The sequence below is a fragment of the Halomonas profundus genome (assembly GCF_020865425.1).
Classification (GTDB): Bacteria; Pseudomonadota; Gammaproteobacteria; order Pseudomonadales; family Halomonadaceae; genus Vreelandella; species Vreelandella titanicae.
Genome location: NZ_CP086344.1, coordinates 1,364,768 through 1,387,982 on the forward strand (window position 1 = coordinate 1,364,768; position 23,215 = coordinate 1,387,982).

The window sequence follows — 23,215 nt, forward strand, 5'->3', positions numbered from 1 at the left end:
ATTGATAGCGTCACTTGTTACCTGCCTTTATTCACCCCATCGCGCCAAGAAGGCCTTGGCTGGAGAGTCCCATGACCCGACTTAACAATCACAACCTGGGCAAGCTAACCGACGATGTTGCCAAATCTAATTACGTTGCCAAACCTCAATATGACCGCAAGACGCTCACCCCCGGCATCGTACATATTGGCGTCGGCGGCTTTCACCGCGCGCACCAAGCGATGTATCTGGATGCCTTGATGAACCAGGGCGAAGCGCTGGATTGGGGCATTGTTGGTGTGGGCGTGATGCCCGGCGACAAACGCATGCAGCAGGCGCTGGCAGCGCAGGATTACCTCTACACCCTGGTGGTGAAACACCCTGATGGCCAATATGAGCCGCGGGTTATTGGCAGTATGGTGAATTACCTGTTTGCACCGGAAGAGACCGAGGCAGTGATCGAGCAGATGGCCGATCCAGCGATTCGCATTGTGTCGCTGACGGTGACCGAGGGTGGCTATAATTTTCACCCGGTGAGCGGCGAATTCGACCTCGATAACCCCCAGGTACGCGCCGATCTTGCCAATCCCACCCAGCCCACCACCAGCTTTGGGCTGGTGGTGGAAGCGCTCGCCCGCCGCCGTACGCGGGGCATTGCGCCGTTCACCGTGATGTCCTGCGATAATATTCAAGGTAATGGCGATGTAGCCAAGCATATGTTTGGCGCCTATGCCCAGGCGCGGGACGCCGAGCTAGGCGCCTGGGTTGCAAGCGAAGTGGCGTTCCCCAACGCCATGGTGGATCGTATTACCCCGGTGACGTCGCCCACGGATATTGATGAACTGAGTCAGCGCTTTGGGGTAGAGGACGCCTGGCCGGTGGTCTGCGAACCCTTCACCCAGTGGGTGTTGGAAGATCACTTCCCCCTTGGGCGTCCGGCGTTTGATAAAGTGGGTGTCCAAGTCGTGGAAGATGTCGAACCCTACGAACTGATGAAACTGCGCCTGCTCAACGCCAGTCACCAGGCATTGACCTACTTTGGCTATTTAGCCGGATACCGCTACGCCCATGAGGTGTGCCAAGATCCGCTATTCGTTGATTTTTTACTGGGCTATATGCGTAAAGAGGGCACGCCGACCTTGGCGCCGGTACCGGGGGTTGATTTGGAAACCTACCGATTAACGCTGATTGAGCGCTTCGCCAACCCGCAAATCAAAGATACCCTGGCACGGCTTTGCGCCGAGAGCTCTGACCGCATTCCTAAATGGTTAGTGCCGGTGATTCGCCAACAGTTGGCCCAGGGTGGTGAAATAGAGCGCAGCGCCGCCGTGGTGGCCAGCTGGGCGCGCTACGCTGAAGGGGTCGACGAGCAGGGCCAGTCCATTGAGATCGTCGATCGCTTGAAAGCGCCGTTAATGGCGATTGCTGCCGAGAACCGCCAACGGCCAACGGCCTTTATCGAAAACCGCGAGCTGTTTGGTGACTTAATCGACAGCACTCGCTTTGTTGAAGCCTATTTAGCGGCCCTTAGTTCGCTGCACGAACGTGGCGCACGCGCTACGCTAGAGGGTCTGGCGTCGTCCAAAGGAACAGTGTGATGTATATCGGGGTAGATTGCGGTACCCAAAGTACCAAAGTAGTGGTGGTAGACGTTGAGCGAGGCAAGATTCTCGCTGAAGCAAGCCGTCCTCACCGCTTGGAAGAGGGCGAAAATGGCCGCCGGGAGCAGGCGCCTGCGGAGTGGTTAGCTGCCTTGAAAGCGGCGTTTTTTGCCGCGTTGGATAAAGCCGCTGTATCGGCTAGCCAAGTGCGCGGCATTGGTGTCTCAGGCCAACAGCACGGCATGGTCGCGCTCAATGGCGAAGGCGTGCCGGTCTATCCCGCCAAGCTGTGGTGCGATACTGAGACCAGCGCCCAGAATGCCGATTTAGTTACCCGCCTGGGCGGCGAGCCGGGCTGTTTGGAGAAGCTGGGGCTGGTACTACAAACCGGCTATACCGCGTCTAAAATCGTTTGGCTGCGCGAGCATCATCCAGATGCGTATCGGCGCATCGAGAGCCTGCTGCTGCCCCACGACTACCTTAATTTCTGGCTCACCGGCGAACGGGTCACTGAGGCGGGCGACGCCTCCGGTACTGGCTACTTCGATACCCTTAAGCGTTGCTGGCAGCTGGATGTTTTTGCCGAGATGGCCCCAGAATTAGACCCGGCGCGGGTATTGCCCCGGGTGCTGGAAGCCCATGAACCGGTAGGCTTTGTACGCCCGGCCGTGGCCCGCGAGCTTGGGCTTGGCGACCAGGTTGTCGTCTCCTCCGGCGGCGGTGACAATATGTTGGGCGCCATTGGCACCGGCAATATTACTCCAGGGCTGATCACGCTGAGTTTGGGCACCTCCGGCACCGTTTGCGCTTACTCGGCTAACCCTGTTGAATGCGATAACGCCATGGTCGCCAACTTCTGTTCCAGCACCGGTGGCTGGCTGCCGCTGATCTGCACGATGAATGTTACTTCGGCCACCACGCGGGTGCGCGAACTGTTTGGCTTGGATCTGGCAGCCTTTGGCGAAAAAGTAGCCAGCGCGCCGATAGGCGCCGAGGGCGTTACCGTATTGCCGTTTTTCAACGGTGAGCGAGTGCCGATGCTGCCCGACGCCTCCGCGGACTTTCTTGGCCTGACCAGTCTGAATACCACCCAGGCTAATTTGTGTCGGGCCGTGGTGGAGGGGGCCACTTTCGGGCTACGCTATGGGCTGGAATTGTTGGGTGATTTAACCGCCGGCGCCAGCCAGATTCGTTTGATCGGTGGCGGCGCTAACAGCCCCGTTTGGCGCCAGATGGTTGCGGACATTACCGGTACCCAGGTGATTTGTCCTGAGATTACCGATGCGGCCGCGCTTGGCGCCGCAATACAGGCGGCCTGGTGCGACCAGCGTTCAGAGGGCGTAACCCTGGAAACGTTGTGTGAAAGATTAGTCCACTTGGATGCGCAGTCACTTGCTGACCCCCATCCTGAGCGAGTGGCCGCGTACCAACCGATTTATATGCGCTACTGCGCAGCACTTGAACAACGCCATGGCGGCGCTTAAACGCATACCAAGGAGATTTTATGACCAGCCAGCTGCAACAGTTAAAGCAACATTCGCTTGTCGTCGCCGACACCGGTGATCTTGAGGCTATTCGCCGCTATCAGCCGCAGGATGCCACCACTAACCCGTCACTGCTGCTCAAGGCGTTTAGTCTGTCCGGTTATCAAGCGCTGATCGACGAAGAGCTGAGCAATGTAAAAGCCTCGGTTGGCAGCCGTGAAGAGCAGGTCAAGCATGCCGTTGACCGCTTGGCGGTGGCCATGGGCAGTGAAATTTCCGCCGTTGTACCGGGGCGTGTTTCCACCGAAGTGGCGGCCCGTTTGTCGTTTGATACCCAGGCCAGCATTGCCAAGGCCCACGAGTTAATCGAGCTGTACGATGCCCGTGGCGTGTCACGTGACCGCGTGCTGATCAAGCTGGCGTCTACCTGGGAAGGCATTCGCGCCGCCGAGGTGCTCGAACGCGAAGGTATTCAGTGCAACCTGACGCTGCTGTTCAGCGATGCCCAGGCCCAGGCCTGTTTCGATGCCGGGGTGTTTCTGATTTCACCCTTCGTAGGCCGCGTGACCGATTGGTACAAAAAAGAGACCGGCAACGACTACACGCCGGAAAACGACCCGGGCGTTAAGTTTGTTCAAGGCGTTTGCCAGCGTGCCAACCAGGGCGGCTACGACACCGTGGTAATGGGCGCAAGCTTCCGTAATACCGGGCAGGTACTTGCATTGGCAGGCTGCCCACGGCTGACCATTTCGCCTGCATTACTGGAAGAGCTGGATGCCACCGAAGGCAGCGTTGCTGCGCAAATCCAAGCGAGTGAGGGCAGTGGCAAACCTACCGAGCCATTGAACGAAGCCGCTTTCCGCTGGGGCCACAATCAAGATGCCATGGCCAACGACAAGCTGGCCGATGGCATCCGCCGCTTCCACGACGACCAGCTTGAGTTAGAGAGCCTGATCGATAAGCGGTTAGGCTGAAATATAAGCTAGCCCATAGCTTAAGCGCGTCGGGGTTAAGGGCCCCTAACCCCGACGCCGTTATACATTCGGGTACAGGGAGAAAGCCTTATGGATGCCACCCTGAGCCAACTGTTGGAATCTATCGAATTAACCCCCGCTGGCGATTTGCAGTCGCTCAGTGGGGGTGACATTGCTGCTGTATACCGCCTGGAGACCCGTCAGGGGCAGGTGGTGATTAAACACGACGATACGGCGCGGCTGCGTGGCGAAGCCGAAGGGCTGCGTGCGTTGCGTGGCGCCTGTTCATCGCTGGTAGTGCCAGAGGTGTTAGGTTTGGCAGAAGGCTGGCTGATCATTGAGTCATTGGACACCGTGCCCGCTGGGCAGAAGAGCGAAGCAGCGCTTGGTGAAGGGCTGCGCGGTTTGCACAGCGTGATTGGCGATGTCCACGGCTGGCATCAGGATAACGCTTGTGGGCGCACACCCCAGCCGAATGCCCCGCTCAGCGATGGTCGAGCTTTCCAGCGCGAGCGCCGCTTGCTCCCTCTGTGTGAGGCGTGCCACCAGCGTGGGCTATTGGACAGCGAGCTGCGTGGCCGTATCGAACGCTTGGCCCACGATTTGGAGCGCTGGCTGCCCGGTGCACCGCCCAGCTTGCTGCACGGTGATTTGTGGTCAGGGAATGTACTCTTCACTACAAAAGGGCCGGCGATCATCGATCCGGCAGTGTATCGCCACTACCCGGAAGTGGACGTGGCGATGCTGACGCTATTTGGCTCGCCGGGAGAGGCATTTTTTGACGCCTACTGGAACGGCGACGCCCCGACCAGTTGGCCGAGGCGTGAAGCTCTGTTTCAGCTTTACCCACTGTTGAATCATCTGGTGCTGTTCGGTGCCGGCTATCGTTCTGCGGTTGAACGCTGCGTGGCGAGGCTTGAGTCCTTCGCCTGACTTACCAGGACCTATGTGTTACCAGGATTTAGGTTTTACCAAGATTTATAGGGCAAAAACTTACCATTCAAAGTTAATAGTACCCGGTCGCCTTTGGGGTCTTCGATTTTGTCGACCTCCATGGTGAAATCGATGGCGCTCATAATGCCGTCGCCAAATTTCTCCTGCACCACGTCTTTTAGGGTCTCACCGTACACACCGACGACTTCATAGAGGCGGTAGATAAATGGATCCTGGGGGATCGCTTCATCCCAGGCTTTAGTGGGAAAGGCCACTAAAGCCTCTGCCGCATCGCGCTCCACGCCAAGGGTGTCACACAGCTTAGCGGCAACCTCTTGACTGGCGCTGTTCATGCCGTAGCAGGCGGAAGCCACCCATACCGGCGACATGCCGACCGCTTTGCCAATATCTTCCCAGCTCATTTTTTTACGCGCTTTGGCGGCGAGCAGGGTGTGACGCATTTCGAGTTTATCCATTAGGGTTTCTCCTATAAAGGGGGCTTTGGCCTATTAGGCTGTGATCAAGACAGCACCTTTTTGGGCTGAGTACGCACGTGGGTGGTATAGAGAACCAAGCCAACCAGGGTTAGGCCGCCTACCAGATTACCCAGTACCGTGGGGATTTCGTTCCACATAATGTATTGATACAGCGTGAAGTCAGCGCCCAGCATGAGGCCAATCGGGAACAGAAACATGTTGACCACTGAGTGCTCAAAACCAAGGTAGAAGAAGACAATAATCGGCATCCACATGGCCATGATTTTGCCGGAAACCGTTGTGGAGATGGCCGCGCCCACCACGCCCATAGAGACCATCCAGTTGCAGAACATACCTCTCAGAAAGAGCACAATCCAACCGGCAAGCCCCGCCTCCTGATAACCCACTGTGCGGCTTTCACCAACGGCCATCATCGTTTGGCCGACAGCGTTGATCTCCTCTGTGCCGCCCATGGTGAAATTCAGGTAGCCGAAGGTGGCGATAAATAGGGCGCCCCCAAGGTTGCCAAGCCCTACCAGAGCCCAGCACTTCAGCATGCGCGGCAGTGTCACTCCGGGTCTTTTGTCGAGCCATGCAATTGGCACCAGCATAAAAACCCCGGTGAGCAGGTCATAGCCCATCAGGTAGAGCATCACAAAGCCCACGGGGAAGAGCAGTGCCCCAATCAAAAAGTGGCCGGTTTGCGTCGCGATGGTGATGGCAAAAATAACCGCCAACGCCAGGGTCGCTCCCGCCATAAAGGCGCGGATAAGCGTATCCCGGGTGCCCATATAGACTTTTGACTCACCCTGATCCACCAACTTGGTGACAAATTCACTGGGCATTAGATAAGACATAAATATGTCTCCTGTGTCATTTCGGTTAATTAACGCCTAACCCAAGAGTTTTAGTGTTTCCTGATAGGAGCAATAAATAGGAGCAATAAAACCGATGGCTGCGCCGTCCTGGTGCAAAAGAGATTAAGCGTGTGGCGCTATCGCACTATCCACCCATCCAGTGCTATTTGTGTGCCAACTCGCGCATATGATTTCTAATATTTTGTTTTGAATGGATTAATTTATTTTTTAGAGGATGTTTTTGGAGCGTTTAAGGTGTTACGAAATATCGTAAATTACGATATTTCGTTGTTTTAGTGACGAAATGTCGTAACTGGCGCGGTAATTGAATGGTGATGGAGCAACTCATTTGAGACCGACACTAATGGATGAGCCTGAACGTCATCATGTTTTTGCTTTGATGGGTGGCTTTTCGCCTCTGGCGATGATGTTGGTCGATCCGTTTGCCGACCAACTGCTCGCTGCGAATCATGCCGCTTGCGCGATGCTCAATATTGATGAAGCAATGCCTTTGGAGGCACCGTTTAGCCATCGGTTGGGTGCTTCGCTGCCACTGTGGGTGAGCTTCACCGATGAAGCGCTAACACACAAAGCGGCCTGGTCGGATGATCTGGTGATGTTAGATATGCTGCGCCAGCCGTATCGAGTTGAGGTTTATGCTCAGCGTATCGACGACTCTGCACAGCTGTTACTGACGCTGATAGACCGCAATAAAGCTGAGCAGCGGCGAGCAAAAGCGGAATTAGGCCGCCAGCACCGCCAGGGTGAAGTGGGTTGGCAGCGGGTCGAGCAGGTATTCGAGCGGATTGAAAAGCAGAACCAACTAATTCTTGGCGCAGCGGGCGAGGGGATTTACGGGCTGGATGCCGAAGGCAAAACAACCTTCGTTAATCCTGCCGCCGAGCGAATTCTGGGCTGGAGTACCGAGGATATGGTGGGCCACGACGCTCACCTGATGTTCCACCACACCCACGTCGATGGCAGCCACTTCCCGGTGCAGCAGTGCCCTATTCACGCCTCGTTTAGCGACGGCCAGGTGCATCACGTCGATAACGAGGTGTTCTGGCACAAAAATGGTGAGGCGATTCCCGTTGAGTACACGAGTACACCGATTTTTGAAATGGGGCGTTTGGTCGGCGCGGTGGTGCTGTTTCGTGATATTCGTGAGCGCAAGCGCGCTGAGCAGCAGTTGCGTGATGCCCTTGCTGAGGTGGAGTCACTCAAGCAGCGCCTCGAACTGGAAAATGAGTACCTCCAGGAAGAGATAAAAGCGGAGCTAAACCATCGCGATATTGTCGGCAATAGTCCGGCAGTGGCCAAGCTGATTCAGCAGATTGAGCTGGTTGCGCCCACCAGCGCCAACGTGTTGATTAGCGGCGAGTCGGGCACCGGTAAAGAGCTGATTGCCCGCGCCATCCATGCGGGGAGTACACGCAGTGATCGACCGCTGATCCGCGTGAACTGTGCGGCTATTCCCCGCGATCTGTTTGAGAGCGAGTTTTTTGGCCATGTAAAAGGGGCCTTTACCGGCGCGGTGCAGGATCGCCCAGGGCGTTTTGAGCTTGCCCACGGCGGCACGTTATTTTTGGATGAAGTCGGTGAAATCCCCCTGGAGCTGCAGAGTAAGCTGTTGCGGGTGCTACAGGATCAGCAGTTTGAGCGCGTAGGCGATAACCGTACCCGCGAAGTGGATGTGCGGGTGATTGCCGCCACCAATCGCGAACTGCGCGACATGATCGATGCGGGCCACTTTCGCGAAGACCTCTATTTTCGACTCAATGTGTTTCCTATTGACTCGGTACCGCTGCGCAAGCGGATTGAGGATGTGCCGCTATTGGCGCGGCACTTTTTACAGCGTGCCTGCCTGAAATTTAATAAGCCGGGAGTGCGCATTCCCCCCGCCCAGTTGGAGATTCTGCAGCGCTACCCATGGCCAGGCAACATTCGTGAACTGGAAAACATCATCGAGCGCCAAGTCATCGTGACCCAGGATCGACGCTTAATGTTTGATGACCTGCTGTCGGGAGAGCCGTCGCGCTCGATGGGCCGTGCTCAACCAATGCCGACGTTGCTCCACACCAGCGGAGAGCAAAGTAAAGCAACGCTGCTGACTGAGCAGGCGCTGAGCCAACGTCGGCGGGCGAGCACGATTGCCGCTCTGGAACAGGCGAGAGGTAAAATTTCTGGGGCCGGGGGGGCGGCAGAACTGCTTGGTATTAAACCCACTACGCTGACCTCGCGGCTAACTAAATGGGGTATCGATGCGCGGGGATTTCGTAAAAGAGCGCCGCATTAATCGCCAAACCACCATGCTTTGGACTAAGGTAAGTTGGATGCGACTTGACAACAGGCTGCACACATATTTATAGATTGTTCAAGGCTAGCATACATACATGAATGTAACTATAATGCTCATCTTTCTGAATGTCTTAACGTGCGAGTGGCTTAATTTTCTGCAGGACAAGCAGGCTGAGAGACTAAGCGCGTTTACCATCTGACGCTGATACCTAGAGGCAATCCCATGCGACTGGCACACTGGGCAGTCAATGCCCCTTTACGACCCCTACTGTTAGCGGTATTCACCGCTTCTTTTGTATTGCCTGCTCAAGCTGCTGATCTCATCACGATTACCCGTGATGCGTTAGACAACAACGCTGAGCTTGCTTCGGCGCGCTCGGAGTATTTGGGTGTTGAAGCAGGCAGAGACGTTGCCCGCGGTGGGTTACTCCCCCAAATTAACGCCTCGGGCACCGTGGCGCACAACGAGCAGTATGAAAGCCAGGGTTCATCCCGAGCGGGAACAGGGGCTGGAACGGGTAATGTGAGCGCCGGTGATGACCGTTACAACACCGTAGCGCTCACCCTTGAAGCCACCCAAGCGCTTTATGATGAGGTCACGCGCCGCCAAGTCACTCAGGCCGAGCGGCAGATTGACCAGCAGGTATACCTGCTGGCAGCTACCGAACAGCAGCTATTAATTGACGTGGCCAGCGCCTATTTTGATATTTTGCGGGCTTATGAAGTACTCGAAGCGCGTTTTGCCCAAGAGCGAGCCATTGGCCGTCAGCTTGAACAGGCCGGTGAGCAGTTTGAGGTCGGTTTGATTGCGATTACCGAAGTCGAAGAGGCCCGGGCTACCTTTGACCAGTCCCGTGCTGATCGCATTGCCGCAGAGAGCAACCTGCAGGTGGCATTTGAGGCACTGGAGCAGCTGACCGGCCAGCGCTACGCCAGTATTGAAGCGTTGGGCGACAGTATGCCAGTCGCCCTCCCTGAACCCAGCAACCGGGACTACTGGGTAGAGCAAGCCATTGAGCGCAATCCTCAGGTATTGGCGCAACAGGCGGGGATTGAAGTATCACGCAGCGGTGTGGAAATTGCCCGCGCGGGACGATTGCCCACCCTTTCAGCTTTTGGCAACTATCAGTATGGCGACAGTGATATTGATAACACCACCGGGAATGACTCCTCTAGCCAGGTGGGCATACGCGCTAATTTACCCATCTACACCGGCGGCAGTACCAGCGCCAGCATCCGCCAGGGGACTTATCAACTTGAAAGCAGCCAGTATGATTTCGAGTCCCAGCGTCGTTCGTCGATCCAGCAGGTGCGCTCGCTGTATACCCAAGTCAGCAACGATGTGGAAACCATCGAGGCCCGTGAGCAGGCGATCGTCTCTAACCGCAGCGCGCTGGAAGCAACCCGCGCTGGCTACGAGGTTGGCACCCGTAACATCGTGGATGTTTTGAACGCTGAGCAGAATTTGTATAACGCCATCGCCAACTACGCCGAGGCTCGCTACGACTACGTAGTGAATTTGCTCACGCTTCGTCAGCAGGCCGGGCGCCTGGACGTGGACGCCATTGAAGAAGTCAATGCATGGTTAACCGGCGATGAGGTGAATTTCACCTTGCCAGAGAGCGGTGGCAACGACCGCTATGAGTCTGCGCTCAACATCGGTGCACCGCCCCAGCCTGGCATGTAATTGTTTGTCGGTTGGAAGTGATTCAGGTGCGCACGTGCTATTGGTCACCTTAAAAAAGATATATGGGAACTTAACGTATGAAGAAGTTGATTCACTCACGCCGAGCGAGTCTGGTGACGCTGGTAGCTGCGCTGGCACTTTCAGCCTGCGGTCAAGAACAAGCCGAGGCACCTCAACAGGGTGCCCAGCAAGAGGCACCTCCCCATAAGGTCGAAGTGGCCGAAATGGCGCGTCAGGATATACCGCTGGATAAGTCGTACCCCTCGCTGTTACGCAGTGATGATGAAGTCACATTGGTTGCCCGTGTCAATGGGTTTCTGGAGGAGCGTCACTTTGAACCCGGCCAGTTGGTGGAGGAAGGAGATCGTCTTTACACCATCGAGCCCGATCTTTACCAGGCCACGGTCAATCAGCGTGAAGCCGATTTACAGAGCGCTCGTGCCGAGCTTGCCCGCGCCCAGCGTGATGCCCAGCGTTTCGAGCAGTTATTAAGCCAAAACTCGGTGAGTCGCCAGCAGTATGATCAGGCGTTGGCCGACCAACGAGTAGCCCAGGCGAGCGTCGCCCAAGCAGAAGCCGCCTTGACCAGTGCCAACCTGGATTTAGGCTATTCCCAGGTGACGGCTCCTGTCTCAGGCATGATCGGCTTGAGCCAAGTTAACGTGGGCAATTTGGTGACCTCGGGTACAGAACTGGCGACGATCACCCCGCTGGATCCGCTGGAAGTTCGTTTCCAACTGCCTCAGCGGGATGCCTTTGAGCTACGTCGTCAGTTGAGTGACGGCGGTGATACGTCGGATATTCGCGCACGATTGAGCATTCCTGGCGTGAGTGGCGGCAGCGATTCCGAATTAGAAGGGCATTTGGACTTCCTGGGCTCACGAGTCGATAGCGGCACCAGTACCGTGCAGGCATCCGCAACCTTCGAAAATCCTGAGGCGACCGTACTGCCCGGCCAATTTGTACGTGTACGCATCGAGGGTCTGAAGCGTTTTGATGTGATGGCAGTCCCGGAAATTGCCGTTACCCAAGGGTTGATGGGCCCGCAGGTGTTTGTCCTGGATGATGACAACAAGGCCCGAGAAAGGACTGTTTCATTGGGCGAAGTGGCTGGCCCATGGCAGTTGATTCGTGAGGGGCTTGAGCCGGGAGATCGTGTAGTGGTCGGCGACCCCGCTGGTTTAGAGCCGGGTATGGTGATTGATCCTCAGCCGTTTGCTGGTAACGCTGAGGACATCGTTGAAGATGTGGAGCAAGAAGAGGCCCAACAGCAGTCTGAAGCGGCAGAGACAATGGAAGAGGGGGCAGGTGATGGCCAGCCCGCTGAAGGGGAAGAGGGTGCGCAATAATGAACTTCTCTAACTTCTTCATCAGCCGCCCGATATTTGCCACGGTATTGGCGATTATCGTGACGTTGGTGGGCGTGATGTCCATGCGTATTCTACCGATTGAGCAGTATCCCAGCGTGGTGCCGCCGACGGTATCGGTGCAAGCGCAGTTCCCTGGGGCGGACGCTGAAACCGTTGCGCAAACGGTGGCGGCTCCCATCGCCGAAGCCATTAACGGCGTTGAGAACATGCTTTATATGACCTCCAACAGCGCCGATAACGGCCTCATGAGCTTGAGCGTGGCGTTTGACATCGGCACCGACGGCGACATTAACACCATCAACGTCAACAACCGGGTTCAGGGAGCGCTTTCCCAGTTACCTGAGGCCGTGCAGTCACAAGGTGTCACCGTAGAGCTGCGCTCTGACTCGATTTTGATGTTTATCGCGTTGACCTCTCCTGATGGCGACTACGACAACATCTATATGCAGAACTACGCCACCCTTAACGTGCTTGATGAACTGCGCCAGGTGCCGGGTGTGGGTAATGCCGAGGTGTTGGGCGGCGGCGAGTTTGCCATGCGTATCTGGATGGATCCGGATAAGTTGGCCCAGTACGACCTGACGCCCAGTGAAGTGGCCAGCGCGATTAGGGCACAAAATACTGAAGTGCCTGCGGGCAATTTGGCATCGACGCCGCAAAGTGAGCCGCGTGCGTACACCTATACGATTACCGCTGGCGGCCGCCTTAATAATGTCGACGACTTCCGTAATATTTACCTACGCACCAATAACGACGGCTCTTCGCTACACTTGGAAGACGTCGCGCGTATTGAACTTGGGGCATCTTTTTACGGGGTTGATGCGCGTTTGAACGGCTCAACCATGACGCCGATTATTATTAACCAGCAGCCCGGTGCTAACGCGCTGGAAACTGCGCAGGGTGTGCGGGATACGATGGAGGAACTGGCCGGTCGCTTCCCGCCCGGGCTTGAATATGTTGCCCCTTATGATACGACCCTGTTTATTGATGCCTCCGTGGAAACGGTGCTCCACACCTTTATTGAAGCCTTTCTGATCGTTATCGTCATTCTGTTTATTTTCCTGCAGAACTGGCGTTTCACTGTGATTGCCATGTCGGTGGTGCCGGTTGCGGTCGTGGGCACCTTTGCAGGCTTCTACATGTTTGGTTTTTCGATCAACTTGCTGACGCTATTCGCCTTGGTGCTATCGATAGGGATAGTGGTCGACGATGCCATTCTTGTAGTGGAAAACGTCGAGCGCGTGCTGAGTGAAGAGGACGATATCAGTGTACGCGACGCGACTATTCGGGCGATGAAAGAAGTCGGCGGGCCGGTGATTGCGACCTCGTTGATCATGGCGGCCGTGTTTGTACCTGTGGCTTTCCTGGGCGGCTTTACCGGGCAGATTTACCAGCAGTTTGCAATTACCGTGGCGATCTCGGTGGCCATTTCGGCGTTAATGGCGCTAACCTTTACCCCTGCTCTGTCAGCGATTTTTATCAAGCACAAAATCGCCGGTGCCGGGCAGTCCAAATTCAAGCGCGCACTAAATACACCGCTACGCCTGTTTGACCGACTGTTTGCGGGGATCACCGCTGCCTATATGTGGGTCGTAAAAGGCTTGGTACGGTTTTGGGTATTGGCATTAGCGCTCACGGTAGCGACAGGGGTTGGTTCCTACTGGCTCTACGCCAATACGCCTTCAACACTGGTGCCGGAAACCGACCAGGGGGTTGTGCTGGTCAGCGTGTCGCTTCCTGACGCCGCGTCGCTGGATCGCACCCAGCGCTATATGTCAAAACTCAGTGCAGCGATTGAAGATATTCCCGGTGTGGAATATTCCTCCGCGGTGGCGGGCTATGACATTTTGTCGAGTTCCGTGAATACCGCTCGGGGGGTAATGTTTATCAATCTAAGCCCTTGGTCTGAGCGTGATTTGACTGCCACCGAACTTGTAGGGCGCATTATGGGGTTGGGCGCCAGTATTGATGGTGGTTCCGCGATGGCCTTTAACTTGCCACCTATCATGGGGCTTTCGACCACCGGTGGGTTTACCGGCTACTTGCAGTCCTTTGATGGTGCATCGGCACGTGAGCTGTATGAAGCATCGCTGCAAATCATGCAGAAAGCTAACCAGCATCCTGCCTTGAACCGGGTATTTACAACGTTCAACGTTAATGTCCCGTCTTATCGTGCCAACATTGATCAGCAAAAAGCATTAAGTTACGGCGTGGCGCTGGAGAACATTAACTCGGCTCTGGGTAATACCTTTGGTAACGGCTTTGTGAACTACTTCAGCTATCAAAACCGTAATTTTCAGGTCTATCTACAAAACGAAGATGAATTCCGGAAGACGCCGGAAGACGTCAGCAGCGTTTACGTGCGTGGCGGAAATGGCGAACGTATTCCGCTCTCTGAATTTGTCGAGCTTGAGCGCCAAACCGGTCCGTCGGTAGTGTCCCGTTTCGGCGTTTATGCCGGTGCAATGTTCCAGGGTGAGCCAGCTGCTGGTTATAGCTCAGCTCAGGCGATCGAAGCAATGAACGAAGTCGTGGAGGAAGCGCTGGGCAGCAACTGGGGCATGGGCTGGACGGGTACCGCATACCAAGAGTCCAATATGGGCAGCGCCGCGACGCTAGCGATTGTCTTCGGCCTATTGATGGTCTTCCTGATCCTGGCGGCTCAGTATGAGAGTTGGTCTTTACCGCTAGCGGTATTGACTGCAACGCCTTTTGCTTTCCTGGGGGGTATTGGGGGTATCGCGTTGCGCGGGCTGGACACCAGTGTGTATGTGCAGATCGGCATGTTGGTGGTGGTCGGGCTTGCGGCGAAGAATGCCATCCTGATTGTCGAATTCGCCGAACTGCAGCGTAAGGAGCAGGGAAAATCAATCCGTGAAGCGGCGATTACAGCAGCAGAGCTGCGCTTTCGTCCCATCGTGATGACCTCCCTGGCATTTATCTTTGGTACCTTACCGCTCGCATTGGCGACCGGTGCCAGCGACGTGAGCAGTCATCACATTGGTACCACGGTCGCTATGGGTATGTTCTCAGTTGCCACCTTGGGCAGCCTGTTTATTCCCAGCTTCTACGCCATGATTGCAACCGTTTCTGATTGGCTAGGTCGCAAGATGAAAGGGAATAGGCATGATAGCTCACAGTCGGCACTTGAGCATGACAAAGCCTAGTCCTTAGCGATTAACCACCATCAAGAACAGGCGGGTGCTATCTTCGGATGGCACCCGCTTTTTATTGCGGTCACGATAATCAAGCTAGCTGACTAAGATCAAGGTAGAGGTGGCGCCCAAAAGCTAATCTGGACTAAGCTGGAAGTAACAATACATCACCGGCTAAGTACCGGGGGAGGCGCCATCATGAACGATCTACTGCACGCTGCTACGCAGTTTCCGACCATCGTCTTTACGTTGCTACTCGGGTTGTTGGCTCTTTACTGGCTGTTAGTGATTATCCGTTTAGCCCCTCTGGAGCTGTTTGAACGCGATAGCCTCAAAGAAGACCATCTCGCCAGCACGCTGGTTTCTCTAGGCTTCGCTGGGGTTCCCGCGACGCTGGCCTTGACGGTGATTCTGTCCATTGCAGCAGTACTTACATTGGCGATCGAACTACTGGTATTGCGGTGGCTACCGCTTGGCTTGATACGTATACCGGTAGGGGTGCTGGTGCTATGGGCTACGCTGGTGGTTGCTTCGCCTTTGGCGGCTATGCTCTGCCAGGCCTTGCACCGTGGGCTACACCGTTATCGCCCCTTCACGCGCCGCTGTTTACTGGGGCAAACGGTGGTGGTGACTGAGCACGAAGGTACTGGTGGGCAGGCGTTCGCAGTCATTGATAATGAGCCCAATAGCAGGGTCAAACTGCTTAGCAAGCACGATGCTCTACCTGTACAGGGGGAGCGCCGAGTGCTGGTGAAGTACTTACCTGAAGAAGGCGCCTATCGCAGCGTCTCTGAAAAGGCGTATCTCGAAACGCGAGTTCGTTTGAACAGACTGCGGCTAAACCAGAAAAATCGTCATTCAACCCATTACTCCACCTCCCACTAATACGACGTTCTATCTGAGGGGGGCACCGGGAAGCCTAAATGCTAGGCATCCCGGTTATTTCCGCCGCCACTGCTGCGCCAGCCACTGCACTGTACGCTGCCAGACAGTGGCGTTTTGCGTCTTATCAACGGAAGTAGGGCGAGGAGCGGGGCGGTTTAAAAAGTCGTGAATGGGGTCTACCTGTGCCGGTTTATCCAGCATGGGCGCATGACCACAGTCAGGCACTGTAAGCGTCACAAGCTGAGGCTGCGCTTCGGCCATCCGCGGTAGTGTTTCCGGGTCTAAAAGCGTGGACTCCTCACCGCGTATCACCATCGTCGGGCAGCGAATATTCGCCCAGTCTGCCCACATGTCGCGCGGCGTATCGTGTACAAACTGCTCGCCGATGCGCGGATCAAAGTGATACGTCCAACTACCATCCGGTAACCGACGGGCACTGTTGAGCGCTAGTTCGCGCCGTGCGGATTCACCGGTAATACCGAAACTAGCGTAGTGCTGATTGAGCTCTTGTTGGAGCTCGCTGAAGGTAGAGAAACGGTGGGTGACGCCGAAATAGCTGGAGAGATCAATAAGACCCTGCGTGTTTAGCTCGGGGCCCACATCGTTAAGAATCAGCCGGGAAATACGCCCACTGTGCTGTGGGTCAGCGGCGATCAACATGCCTAGCAGGCCACCCATCGAGGTGCCCAGCCAATCGATGTAATCGAGTTCAAAGTGGTCAAGCAGTGCGATTGCTACCGTCACGTAATGGCTATAAAGGTAGTCGTGAGCAGGGAAAAGCGACCAACTTGATAAGCCGCGCCCCGGGGTGTCTGGGGCGATAATCCGCCATTCATTGCCGAGTTCCCGCGCCAGCGCACTAAAGTCGCCACCGTGGCGAGCAAAGCCATGCCAGGCGATCAAGGTGCGGGGGGCAGTAGGGTTCCAAATGCGTACGGCGACTTCTAATTCGCGTATGCGAACAAACTCCAAGGCATCCATAGAGTACTCACACGGCTAAAACAGTGGGGCCAGTATAAGCATACTTGCTGCATTGCAGCGAGAGTGGGGTGCGATGTTTAACGCTGCATCATGCGAATAGCGGTATCAATCAGCTCGCCACCGCGTTCATGAATCGAAAAAGCTCCGGGGTTACGTAGCCAGTCGTGGAACAGGCCTCCCAGCATGGACTGCATCAAGCGCGTTGCAATTTCGGGGCTAAGGTCTTCGCGCAATAATTGCTGCTGCTCAGCGAGCACAAAGACATTCAGCATCTCTTCAAAACACTCGTTGCCGATCTGCTCCTGCATGTCGAGTGGGTTAATATCGCTGAAGAACTCGCAGCGATGCAGCAGGATGGAGAGTATTCGCTGATAAGAAGGTTGCTCAAGGCGCACTAAACCCGCATGGCAGGCCAGTCGTATAGACTCCAGAGGTGATAATTCGGCGTCGACTTTGTCGACCTCATCCATCAGCGATTGGAAGGGCATACGCACCTGTTCAACCAGCGCCATGAACAGGTCGCCTTTGTTTTTAAAGTGCCAATAAACGGCGCCGCGAGTAAGGCCTGCATGGCGAGCAATTTGCTCTAAGGAGGTACGCGCCACGCCTTTGGCAAAAAATACCTCTTCAGCAGCTTCAAGCAGTGCTTCTCGTGTAGCAGCCGCTTCTGCTTTGGTCTTTCTTGCCATGGAAATGCAACCTCATTATCGACACAGTATGGTCATATTTTAACCTAAGAGGGAGAACATTTACATTCAAAACTGTATGGTTAAATGAGCCATCTCATAACGTGGGTTAACAAATTCGTCATTTCACGACTGAAAGCGTATAAACAGGCAATGAAACTGGCCCTAATGTCGTGAGCAAAACGAATTAAAAAAACAGGACAGAAAGCATGGCGCGAGCTCCTTTTCAGCTGGGCGAACATACCATTATGCCCGGCCAACGCTTACAAGTTGATGTGCCGGTGGCGCGCTTATATACCCATACGCCCCTGCATATTCCTGTCGAAGTCGTTCATGGCCGTAAGGATGGACCAGTGCTGTTGGTATGTGGTGGCATTCACGGCGATGAAATCAACGGCGTGGAGATTGTCCGCCGGGTACTGCGCGCGAAAGCGATTAGTAGTATCCGCGGTACCTTGATCGCTGTGCCGGTTGTAAACGTACTTGGTTTCTTGCAGCAAACCCGCTATTTGCCTGATCGGCGTGATCTAAATCGCTGTTTTCCAGGCAGCGAGTCGGGGTCACTTGGCGGCCGTATTGCAAATCTGTTTCGCGAACAAATCGTCGATCACGCTACCCATATTATTGACCTACATACCGGCGCAATCCATCGCACTAATCTGCCGCAGATTCGTGCACAACTCCGTCCTGGAAGCGAAACCGAGCGCATGGCCGATGCTTTCGGTGCGCCCGTGGTGCTGAATGCGGAACTGCGTGAAGGTAGCCTGCGCCATTACGCCCAGAACCGCGGGATTCCAGTGCTGACCTATGAAGCCGGTGAGGCGTTGCGTTTTGACGAGTGGGCGATTGCCCCAGGGGTTCGCGGTGTGCTGCGAGTCATGCGCCGACTAGGCATGCTGACCGGCGAACAGCGCCGCCGCACGCCAGCACCCGCGGAGCTTGCCAAAGGGTCAAGCTGGGCTCGGGCACCTATCGACGGCATTTTGCGCCCCAAGGTGCGCCTAGGCGCCCGCGTTGCGAAAGGCGAGGTGCTGGGCAAAGTCGCTGACCCTTTTGGCAATGATGAAGGCGAAGTGCGCGCCGCTGCCGACGGTATTGTGATTGGCATGAGTCGCTTGCCGCTGGCCAATGAAGGAGAGGCGCTATTCCATATTGCCCGTTTTGATGAAATTGATGAGGCAGAAACGGCTATTGAGAGCTTTAACTCAAGCTTGGTGCCGCCACCTGATTCGTTTTATTAATCGTAGTTCATAACTCAACGCTATCGCTTCAATAGTTAAGGATTAGCTACTATAAATGGCAAGTCAGTAGCCATTTGACTATACCTAAGGACGGGCTTTGTTAGCGGCTACTAAAAATGATAACACCCAAAACAAATAGCTAAGCTTTCATCGGACTCGAACGAGTGGCGATCAAACGCCACGTCTACCGTGACATGGAGGAAAAGCGATGACGAGCGATAAACCTAAGCACACCACGACAGATGCGGGCATACCGGTCACGAGTGACGAACACTCGCTTACCATAGGACCCAACGGCCCGATTCTGCTCAACGATCACTACTTGATTGAGCAGATGGCAAACTTTAACCGTGAACGTATTCCCGAGCGTCAGCCTCACGCCAAAGGTGGCGGCGGTTTTGGGCGCTTTGAAGTGACTCATGATGTCAGCAAGTACACCAAGGCAGCCGTGTTCCAACCGGGCACGACCACTGAAACACTGATGCGCTTCTCAACCGTGGCCGGCGAGCGGGGTAGCCCGGACACATGGCGTGACCCACGCGGGTTCTCGATCAAGTTCTACACCACAGAAGGCAACTTCGACATGGTGGGGAACAATACACCGGTGTTCTTTATTCGCGACCCGATGAAGTTTCAGCACTTTATCCGCTCGCAAAAGCGTCGTGCGGATACCAATCTGCGCGACCATGATATGCAGTGGGATTTCTGGACGCTGTCACCTGAATCGGCTCACCAAGTGGCTTGGTTGATGGGTGACCGGGGTATCCCGAAAACCTGGCGTCATATGAACGGCTACTCCAGCCATACTTATATGTGGATCAACGCCGAGGGTGAACGGTTTTGGGTCAAGTACCATTTTAAAACCGACCAGGGAATCGATTTCCTCACCCAGGAAGAAGCGGACAAAATGGCTGGCGCAGACGCTGACTACCATACCCGCGACCTCTATCAAGCCCTTAAAAATGGCGATCACCCCAGCTGGACGCTGAAAGTGCAGATCATGCCGTTTGAAGAGGCGAAGACCTACCGTTATAACCCCTTCGATCTGACCAAAGTGTGGCCCCATGCGGACTACCCGATGATTGAAGTGGGTAAACTCATCTTGGATCGTAATCCCACGGATTATCACACCGAGATCGAGCAAGCGGCATTTGAGCCCAATAATATGGTACCAGGTACCGGTTTAAGCCCTGATAAAATGCTGCTGGCGCGTGGGTTCTCCTACGCTGATGCCCACCGCGCGCGGCTTGGCGTGAACTATAAGCAGATCCCGGTGAATTCGCCGAAGTCGCCGGTGCACAGCTACACTAAAGATGGCGCGATGCGGGTGCAAAATGTCACCGACCCGGTTTATGCACCCAACTCGAAAGGCGGCCCCTCTGCCGATGCTGAGCGCTACCCTATGGATAACACCTGGGAAGTGAGTGGTGACTTTGTGCGCACCGCCTACACCCTGCGCCGCGATGACGACGATTGGGGGCAGGCCCATACCCTGGTGCGTGAAGTGATGGATGACGCCCAGCGTGCCCGTTTGGTGTCGAACGTTGTTGGTCATCTATCGGATGGTGTTACGGAGCCGGTGCTTCAGCGTGCGTTTGAGTATTGGCGCAATATTGACCAGGAAGTCGGCGACCGCATCGCTAAAGGCGTGAAAGGCGGCTAACGCGTGACTTTTTAAGCACACGGCGCGCCGTCCACACCTTCAACGCTTAAGCGGGAAGGGGGGCAGAAAGGGCGGCGGGCTGTGTGTCTTGAGCCTCTGGCTCACGCACTAAACTTAACGCTTCATCAAATAGGCGCAATCCTGCGCCTTCTTTATGGGCGTGTTCTGACAAATGACGCCGGAAGCGCCTGCCGCCGGGGCAACCCTGGAATAAACCCAGCAGGTGGCGGGTAATATGATTCAGCTTCGCGCCTTCATCCAAGCGCTGCTGAATATACGGCCGGAAAGCGTTCGCAGCATCCAAACGGCTCTCTGCCGGGCCTTGCTCACCAAACAACTGTTCATCGACACCAGCGAGCAGCCACGGGTTTTGATACGCCTCACGCCCCACCATCACGCTATCCACATGGGTAAGCTGCGCTTGGCACTCCGCCAGCGTTTTAATCCCGCCGTTAATGCCAATATGCAATTCAGGGCGGCTCTGCTTTAGACGATGAACACGGGGGTAGTTAAGCGGCGGCACATCGCGGTTCTGTTTAGGCGACAAACCCTGCAGCCACGCCTTACGGGCGTGAACGGTAAACACCTCGCAGCCTGCGTCAGCAACGATAGCGATAAACCGCTCAAGATCAGCGTCCTCATCCTGGTCATCAATACCAATACGGCACTTCACCGTGACCGGAATAGACACCGCAGCCTGCATTGCCCGCACTGCCTCTGCCACCTTTTCGGGGTAGCCCATCAAGCACGCGCCAATCAGGTTGTTCTGCACGCGGTCACTCGGGCAGCCGACGTTCAGGTTCACCTCGTCATAGCCCCAGGCTTCGGCAATCGCTGCGCACTCAGCCAGCTCACCGGCGTCGCTGCCGCCTAACTGCAGTGCAAGCGGATGCTCCACCTCGTTATAGCCCAAAAAGCGCTCACGGGGCGTCCCGTGCAAAATCGCACCGGTAGTGACCATCTCGGTATACAGCAGCGCACGCTTGGTTAAGGTGCGTGCTAGCGCTCTGTAATCGCGGGTTGTCCAATCCATCATGGGTGCTACGGAGAAAGTTCTATCCAGCTCCGGGCGGGCAATGCCAGACTTCATACGGGTTTGCGCGGTTGTGTTATCATTCATAACTGTTCATATTTACAGTGGTTGAGCGGCGTTTTACATGGTTCGTTGGTACATATTTGGTACTTGAGCCGCTTTTGATTTGGTACATCTGAGAGGCAAGTATGGCAACGATTCGCAAGCGCCGTAAAAAGGACGGCAGTTTCTCATATACTGCCCATTTTAGCATTCCGAGAAAGGACCTTACGCTAAAGCCTGGGTTTAAGCAGTAAACACCGCATACACCATCTGCAGTGCCAGCCCCATCAGCATAAACGCGAATACTCGTTTGAGAAGTTTGACGGGCAGCCTATGCGCTAATTTTGCTCCGATGGGAGCCGTTAGGATACTGAAGGGCGCCATGAGCAGTAGCGCGGGCAGGTAAACGTAGCCGAGTGCTGCACTGGGCAGTCCTTGGATAGACCATCCGTTGATTATGTAGCCAAGTGCACCAGCAACTGCGATAGGGAGTCCTACGGCTGCTGAGGTGCCTATTGCGCGGGGTAGCTTGACGTTACACCAGGTGAGGAAGGGCACTGTTAGTGAGCCACCGCCAATAGCAACGAGCGCGGAAATGCCACCGATGCCCAACCCCACACCGCTTACGCCGATAGGGCCGGGTAAGCCGCGGCTCGGTTTGGGCTTGATGTTTGCCAGCATCTGGAGCGACATTAGCACCATAAAGCAGGCGAAAAAGATGGCAAGGCCGCGGGTGGGCAGCAGCGCAGAGATAAAGGTCGCCAAAAAGGTGCCGATTAATATGCCAGGGGTAATAAAGCGCACGATGTCCCAGCGAACGGCTCCGTGCCGATGGTGGGAAAGCAGGCTAGCGGTAGAGGCAGGAATGATGGCCGCCATGGCGGTGCCTAAAGCCAAGTGGGCAAGGTGCTCGTGGGGCACGCCTTGGAGTACAAAAAGCGACGTCAGAATTGGCACCATAATGCCGCCGCCACCAATCCCCAATAAGCCCGCCATCAAGCCCACAAAACCGCCCAGTGCTATATAGGCCAACCACCAAATGATGTCCAAAGCCGCTGCTCCTAAAAGTGTCTTGTTAGCATGATAAGCATATTGTACCTGAAGCGGTGCCTGTCGCGGGGCCAATACAAGTATTCCACTGTGGTGGCGGCTATGCAGTGGTAAGCTGCTAGGAGCCTGTCAGACTGAATGCTGATCTACTGCAAATTCGTGTGCTTTTCGCGACGATCGGTCAAGCCTGACAGGCTCCGGGGCAATATTTTGGAGTGCATATGCGCAATGTATTAAGCAGTGTTGGTGTGTTGATGATATCCGTTGCGCTACTGGTAGGCTGTGGCGAAACAGGCGAGCCGAGTGAGTCGGTATCAACTGCAGAACAAACATCAGCCCCTGAGCCCACAGCTGCTGAGATAGACGTGGCTGCGGCAGAAGAGGTGGCGCCTCTTGTCGTCGAGATAATGGCGCATGTATCGCTGCGCAGTGATCGGCGTTTAATGGTGGAAGGCGAGAGCAACTTGCCCGATGAAACGCTGGTACAGATTATTGTCGAACGCGAGATCAGCAGCGTGCGTTGGCGTGAGCGGACGCGTATAGAGAATGGCGTGTTCGCAGCGGGCCCATTTGGCCCTGGCAGTGGCTTACCCGATGGTGGCTATATAGTGCAGGTTGAGGTTTCCGAAGGCAGTGTGCAGCCGGAAGCCGTTCAAGCGCGTATTGGCCACGAGGGCCAGCACCTGGCGGGAGAGCTGGTAAATCAATCCCGCCATGGGCTGGGCCAAGTGGCCACCTACTCACGACGCTTCTTGGTGGGGAGTGAGCCAAGGCAAACGCGTGACCAGGTGGAGGTGCTAGAGAGTCCGGGGAGGTAGAC

Annotated in this window: 18 protein-coding genes; 12 read left to right on the forward strand and 6 right to left on the reverse strand. The window is 55.5% G+C overall.

What is annotated here, in order from left to right; genetic code table 11:
* Positions 1-71 precede the first annotated feature (71 nt).
* The 4 genes from LMS44_RS06240 (at position 72) to LMS44_RS06255 (ending at position 4,971) form a co-directional block, all read left to right on the forward strand.
* Positions 72-1,577, forward strand: a complete 1,506-nt coding sequence (locus LMS44_RS06240; protein ID WP_498947127.1) for a mannitol dehydrogenase family protein — start codon at positions 72-74, stop codon at positions 1,575-1,577.
* Entirely contained in the window at positions 1,577-3,064 is a 1,488-nt protein-coding gene (xylB, locus tag LMS44_RS06245; protein WP_476489156.1) for a xylulokinase, read from the forward strand. Before LMS44_RS06240 ends, xylB begins: the two co-directional genes overlap by 1 nt.
* A 20-nt stretch (positions 3,065-3,084) precedes the next feature.
* Positions 3,085-4,038 (forward strand): transaldolase, encoded by a 954-nt coding sequence (gene tal / locus LMS44_RS06250; RefSeq protein WP_159176354.1) that lies wholly within the window; start codon positions 3,085-3,087, stop codon positions 4,036-4,038.
* 90 nt (positions 4,039-4,128) lie between these two features.
* Positions 4,129-4,971: a fructosamine kinase family protein gene (locus LMS44_RS06255; RefSeq protein ID WP_159176355.1), complete on the forward strand. Its 843-nt coding sequence runs from the start codon at positions 4,129-4,131 to the stop codon at positions 4,969-4,971.
* 35 nt (positions 4,972-5,006) lie between these two features.
* Here LMS44_RS06255 and cynS read toward each other — a convergent pair whose 3' ends face one another.
* Together cynS and LMS44_RS06265 are read right to left on the reverse strand one after the other, a co-directional pair.
* Positions 5,007-5,447 carry a cyanase gene (gene cynS, locus LMS44_RS06260; RefSeq protein WP_159176356.1) on the reverse strand — a complete coding sequence of 147 codons (441 nt, stop codon included), beginning with the start codon at positions 5,445-5,447 and terminating at the stop codon, positions 5,007-5,009.
* Between the two features lie 44 nt (positions 5,448-5,491).
* Positions 5,492-6,304 carry a formate/nitrite transporter family protein gene (locus tag LMS44_RS06265; protein ID WP_009287282.1) on the reverse strand — a complete coding sequence of 271 codons (813 nt, stop codon included), beginning with the start codon at positions 6,302-6,304 and terminating at the stop codon, positions 5,492-5,494.
* Between the two features lie 364 nt (positions 6,305-6,668).
* Between LMS44_RS06265 and LMS44_RS06270 the strand changes: the two genes are divergently transcribed.
* The 5 genes from LMS44_RS06270 to LMS44_RS06290 all read left to right on the forward strand — a co-directional run bounded on the left by LMS44_RS06270 (position 6,669) and on the right by LMS44_RS06290 (position 15,699).
* On the forward strand, positions 6,669-8,600 hold the full coding sequence (locus LMS44_RS06270) for a sigma-54 interaction domain-containing protein (protein ID WP_476489417.1): 1,932 nt from the start codon (positions 6,669-6,671) through the stop codon (positions 8,598-8,600).
* 225 nt (positions 8,601-8,825) lie between these two features.
* Positions 8,826-10,289, forward strand: coding sequence for a TolC family outer membrane protein (locus LMS44_RS06275; RefSeq protein WP_159176357.1), 1,464 nt, complete (start codon positions 8,826-8,828; stop codon positions 10,287-10,289).
* Positions 10,290-10,366: 77 nt separating this feature from the next.
* Complete coding sequence (locus tag LMS44_RS06280) at positions 10,367-11,638, forward strand: efflux RND transporter periplasmic adaptor subunit (RefSeq protein ID WP_159176358.1); 1,272 nt, start codon at positions 10,367-10,369, stop codon at positions 11,636-11,638.
* Positions 11,638-14,826, forward strand: a complete 3,189-nt coding sequence (locus tag LMS44_RS06285) for an efflux RND transporter permease subunit (protein WP_027959768.1) — start codon at positions 11,638-11,640, stop codon at positions 14,824-14,826. The genes LMS44_RS06280 and LMS44_RS06285 overlap by 1 nt, the downstream gene beginning before the upstream one ends.
* 186 nt (positions 14,827-15,012) lie before the next feature.
* Positions 15,013-15,699, forward strand: coding sequence for a hypothetical protein (locus tag LMS44_RS06290; RefSeq protein WP_476489157.1), 687 nt, complete (start codon positions 15,013-15,015; stop codon positions 15,697-15,699).
* 54 nt (positions 15,700-15,753) lie between these two features.
* Here the strand turns inward: LMS44_RS06290 and LMS44_RS06295 are convergent, their stop codons facing one another.
* Both LMS44_RS06295 and LMS44_RS06300 read right to left on the reverse strand, forming a co-directional pair.
* Entirely contained in the window at positions 15,754-16,680 is a 927-nt protein-coding gene (locus tag LMS44_RS06295; RefSeq protein ID WP_476489158.1) for an alpha/beta fold hydrolase, read from the reverse strand.
* A gap of 77 nt (positions 16,681-16,757) precedes the next feature.
* The gene (locus tag LMS44_RS06300; protein ID WP_476489159.1) at positions 16,758-17,369 is read right to left on the reverse strand and encodes a TetR family transcriptional regulator; all 612 of its coding nucleotides are present in this window, start codon (positions 17,367-17,369) and stop codon (positions 16,758-16,760) included.
* 206 nt (positions 17,370-17,575) lie between these two features.
* Here LMS44_RS06300 and LMS44_RS06305 point away from each other — a divergent pair, with 206 nt between their 5' ends.
* A complete protein-coding gene (locus LMS44_RS06305; RefSeq protein WP_009287287.1) occupies positions 17,576-18,607 on the forward strand; it encodes a succinylglutamate desuccinylase/aspartoacylase family protein in 1,032 nt (343 codons plus the stop codon).
* 208 nt (positions 18,608-18,815) lie between these two features.
* Positions 18,816-20,270, forward strand: a complete 1,455-nt coding sequence (locus tag LMS44_RS06310; protein ID WP_476489160.1) for a catalase — start codon at positions 18,816-18,818, stop codon at positions 20,268-20,270.
* A gap of 46 nt (positions 20,271-20,316) precedes the next feature.
* On the opposite strand, the gene dusA is transcribed toward LMS44_RS06310, so the two are convergent.
* Positions 20,317-21,390, reverse strand: a complete 1,074-nt coding sequence (gene dusA / locus LMS44_RS06315) for a tRNA dihydrouridine(20/20a) synthase DusA (protein ID WP_223827991.1) — start codon at positions 21,388-21,390, stop codon at positions 20,317-20,319.
* 198 nt (positions 21,391-21,588) lie between these two features.
* On the reverse strand, positions 21,589-22,395 hold the full coding sequence (locus LMS44_RS06320; RefSeq protein ID WP_498947132.1) for a sulfite exporter TauE/SafE family protein: 807 nt from the start codon (positions 22,393-22,395) through the stop codon (positions 21,589-21,591).
* A 221-nt stretch (positions 22,396-22,616) separates the two neighbouring features.
* Here LMS44_RS06320 and LMS44_RS06325 point away from each other — a divergent pair, with 221 nt between their 5' ends.
* Positions 22,617-23,213: a hypothetical protein gene (locus tag LMS44_RS06325; RefSeq protein ID WP_476489161.1), complete on the forward strand. Its 597-nt coding sequence runs from the start codon at positions 22,617-22,619 to the stop codon at positions 23,211-23,213.
* Positions 23,214-23,215 lie beyond the last annotated feature (2 nt).

Excerpts from the sequence above, each read along its gene's own strand:
- LMS44_RS06240 (WP_498947127.1), top strand. The coding sequence starts at position 72 with ATGACCCGACTTAACAATCACAACCTGGGCAAGCTAACCGACGATGTT.
- xylB (WP_476489156.1), top strand. The coding sequence starts at position 1,577 with ATGTATATCGGGGTAGATTGCGGTACCCAAAGTACCAAAGTAGTGGTG.
- tal (WP_159176354.1), top strand. The coding sequence starts at position 3,085 with ATGACCAGCCAGCTGCAACAGTTAAAGCAACATTCGCTTGTCGTCGCC.
- LMS44_RS06255 (WP_159176355.1), top strand. The coding sequence starts at position 4,129 with ATGGATGCCACCCTGAGCCAACTGTTGGAATCTATCGAATTAACCCCC.
- cynS (WP_159176356.1), bottom strand. The coding sequence starts at position 5,447 with ATGGATAAACTCGAAATGCGTCACACCCTGCTCGCCGCCAAAGCGCGT.
- LMS44_RS06265 (WP_009287282.1), bottom strand. The coding sequence starts at position 6,304 with ATGTCTTATCTAATGCCCAGTGAATTTGTCACCAAGTTGGTGGATCAG.
- LMS44_RS06270 (WP_476489417.1), top strand. The coding sequence starts at position 6,669 with ATGGATGAGCCTGAACGTCATCATGTTTTTGCTTTGATGGGTGGCTTT.
- LMS44_RS06275 (WP_159176357.1), top strand. The coding sequence starts at position 8,826 with ATGCGACTGGCACACTGGGCAGTCAATGCCCCTTTACGACCCCTACTG.
- LMS44_RS06280 (WP_159176358.1), top strand. The coding sequence starts at position 10,367 with ATGAAGAAGTTGATTCACTCACGCCGAGCGAGTCTGGTGACGCTGGTA.
- LMS44_RS06285 (WP_027959768.1), top strand. The coding sequence starts at position 11,638 with ATGAACTTCTCTAACTTCTTCATCAGCCGCCCGATATTTGCCACGGTA.
- LMS44_RS06290 (WP_476489157.1), top strand. The coding sequence starts at position 15,013 with ATGAACGATCTACTGCACGCTGCTACGCAGTTTCCGACCATCGTCTTT.
- LMS44_RS06295 (WP_476489158.1), bottom strand. The coding sequence starts at position 16,680 with ATGGATGCCTTGGAGTTTGTTCGCATACGCGAATTAGAAGTCGCCGTA.
- LMS44_RS06300 (WP_476489159.1), bottom strand. The coding sequence starts at position 17,369 with ATGGCAAGAAAGACCAAAGCAGAAGCGGCTGCTACACGAGAAGCACTG.
- LMS44_RS06305 (WP_009287287.1), top strand. The coding sequence starts at position 17,576 with ATGGCGCGAGCTCCTTTTCAGCTGGGCGAACATACCATTATGCCCGGC.
- LMS44_RS06310 (WP_476489160.1), top strand. The coding sequence starts at position 18,816 with ATGACGAGCGATAAACCTAAGCACACCACGACAGATGCGGGCATACCG.
- dusA (WP_223827991.1), bottom strand. The coding sequence starts at position 21,390 with ATGAATGATAACACAACCGCGCAAACCCGTATGAAGTCTGGCATTGCC.
- LMS44_RS06325 (WP_476489161.1), top strand. The coding sequence starts at position 22,617 with ATGCGCAATGTATTAAGCAGTGTTGGTGTGTTGATGATATCCGTTGCG.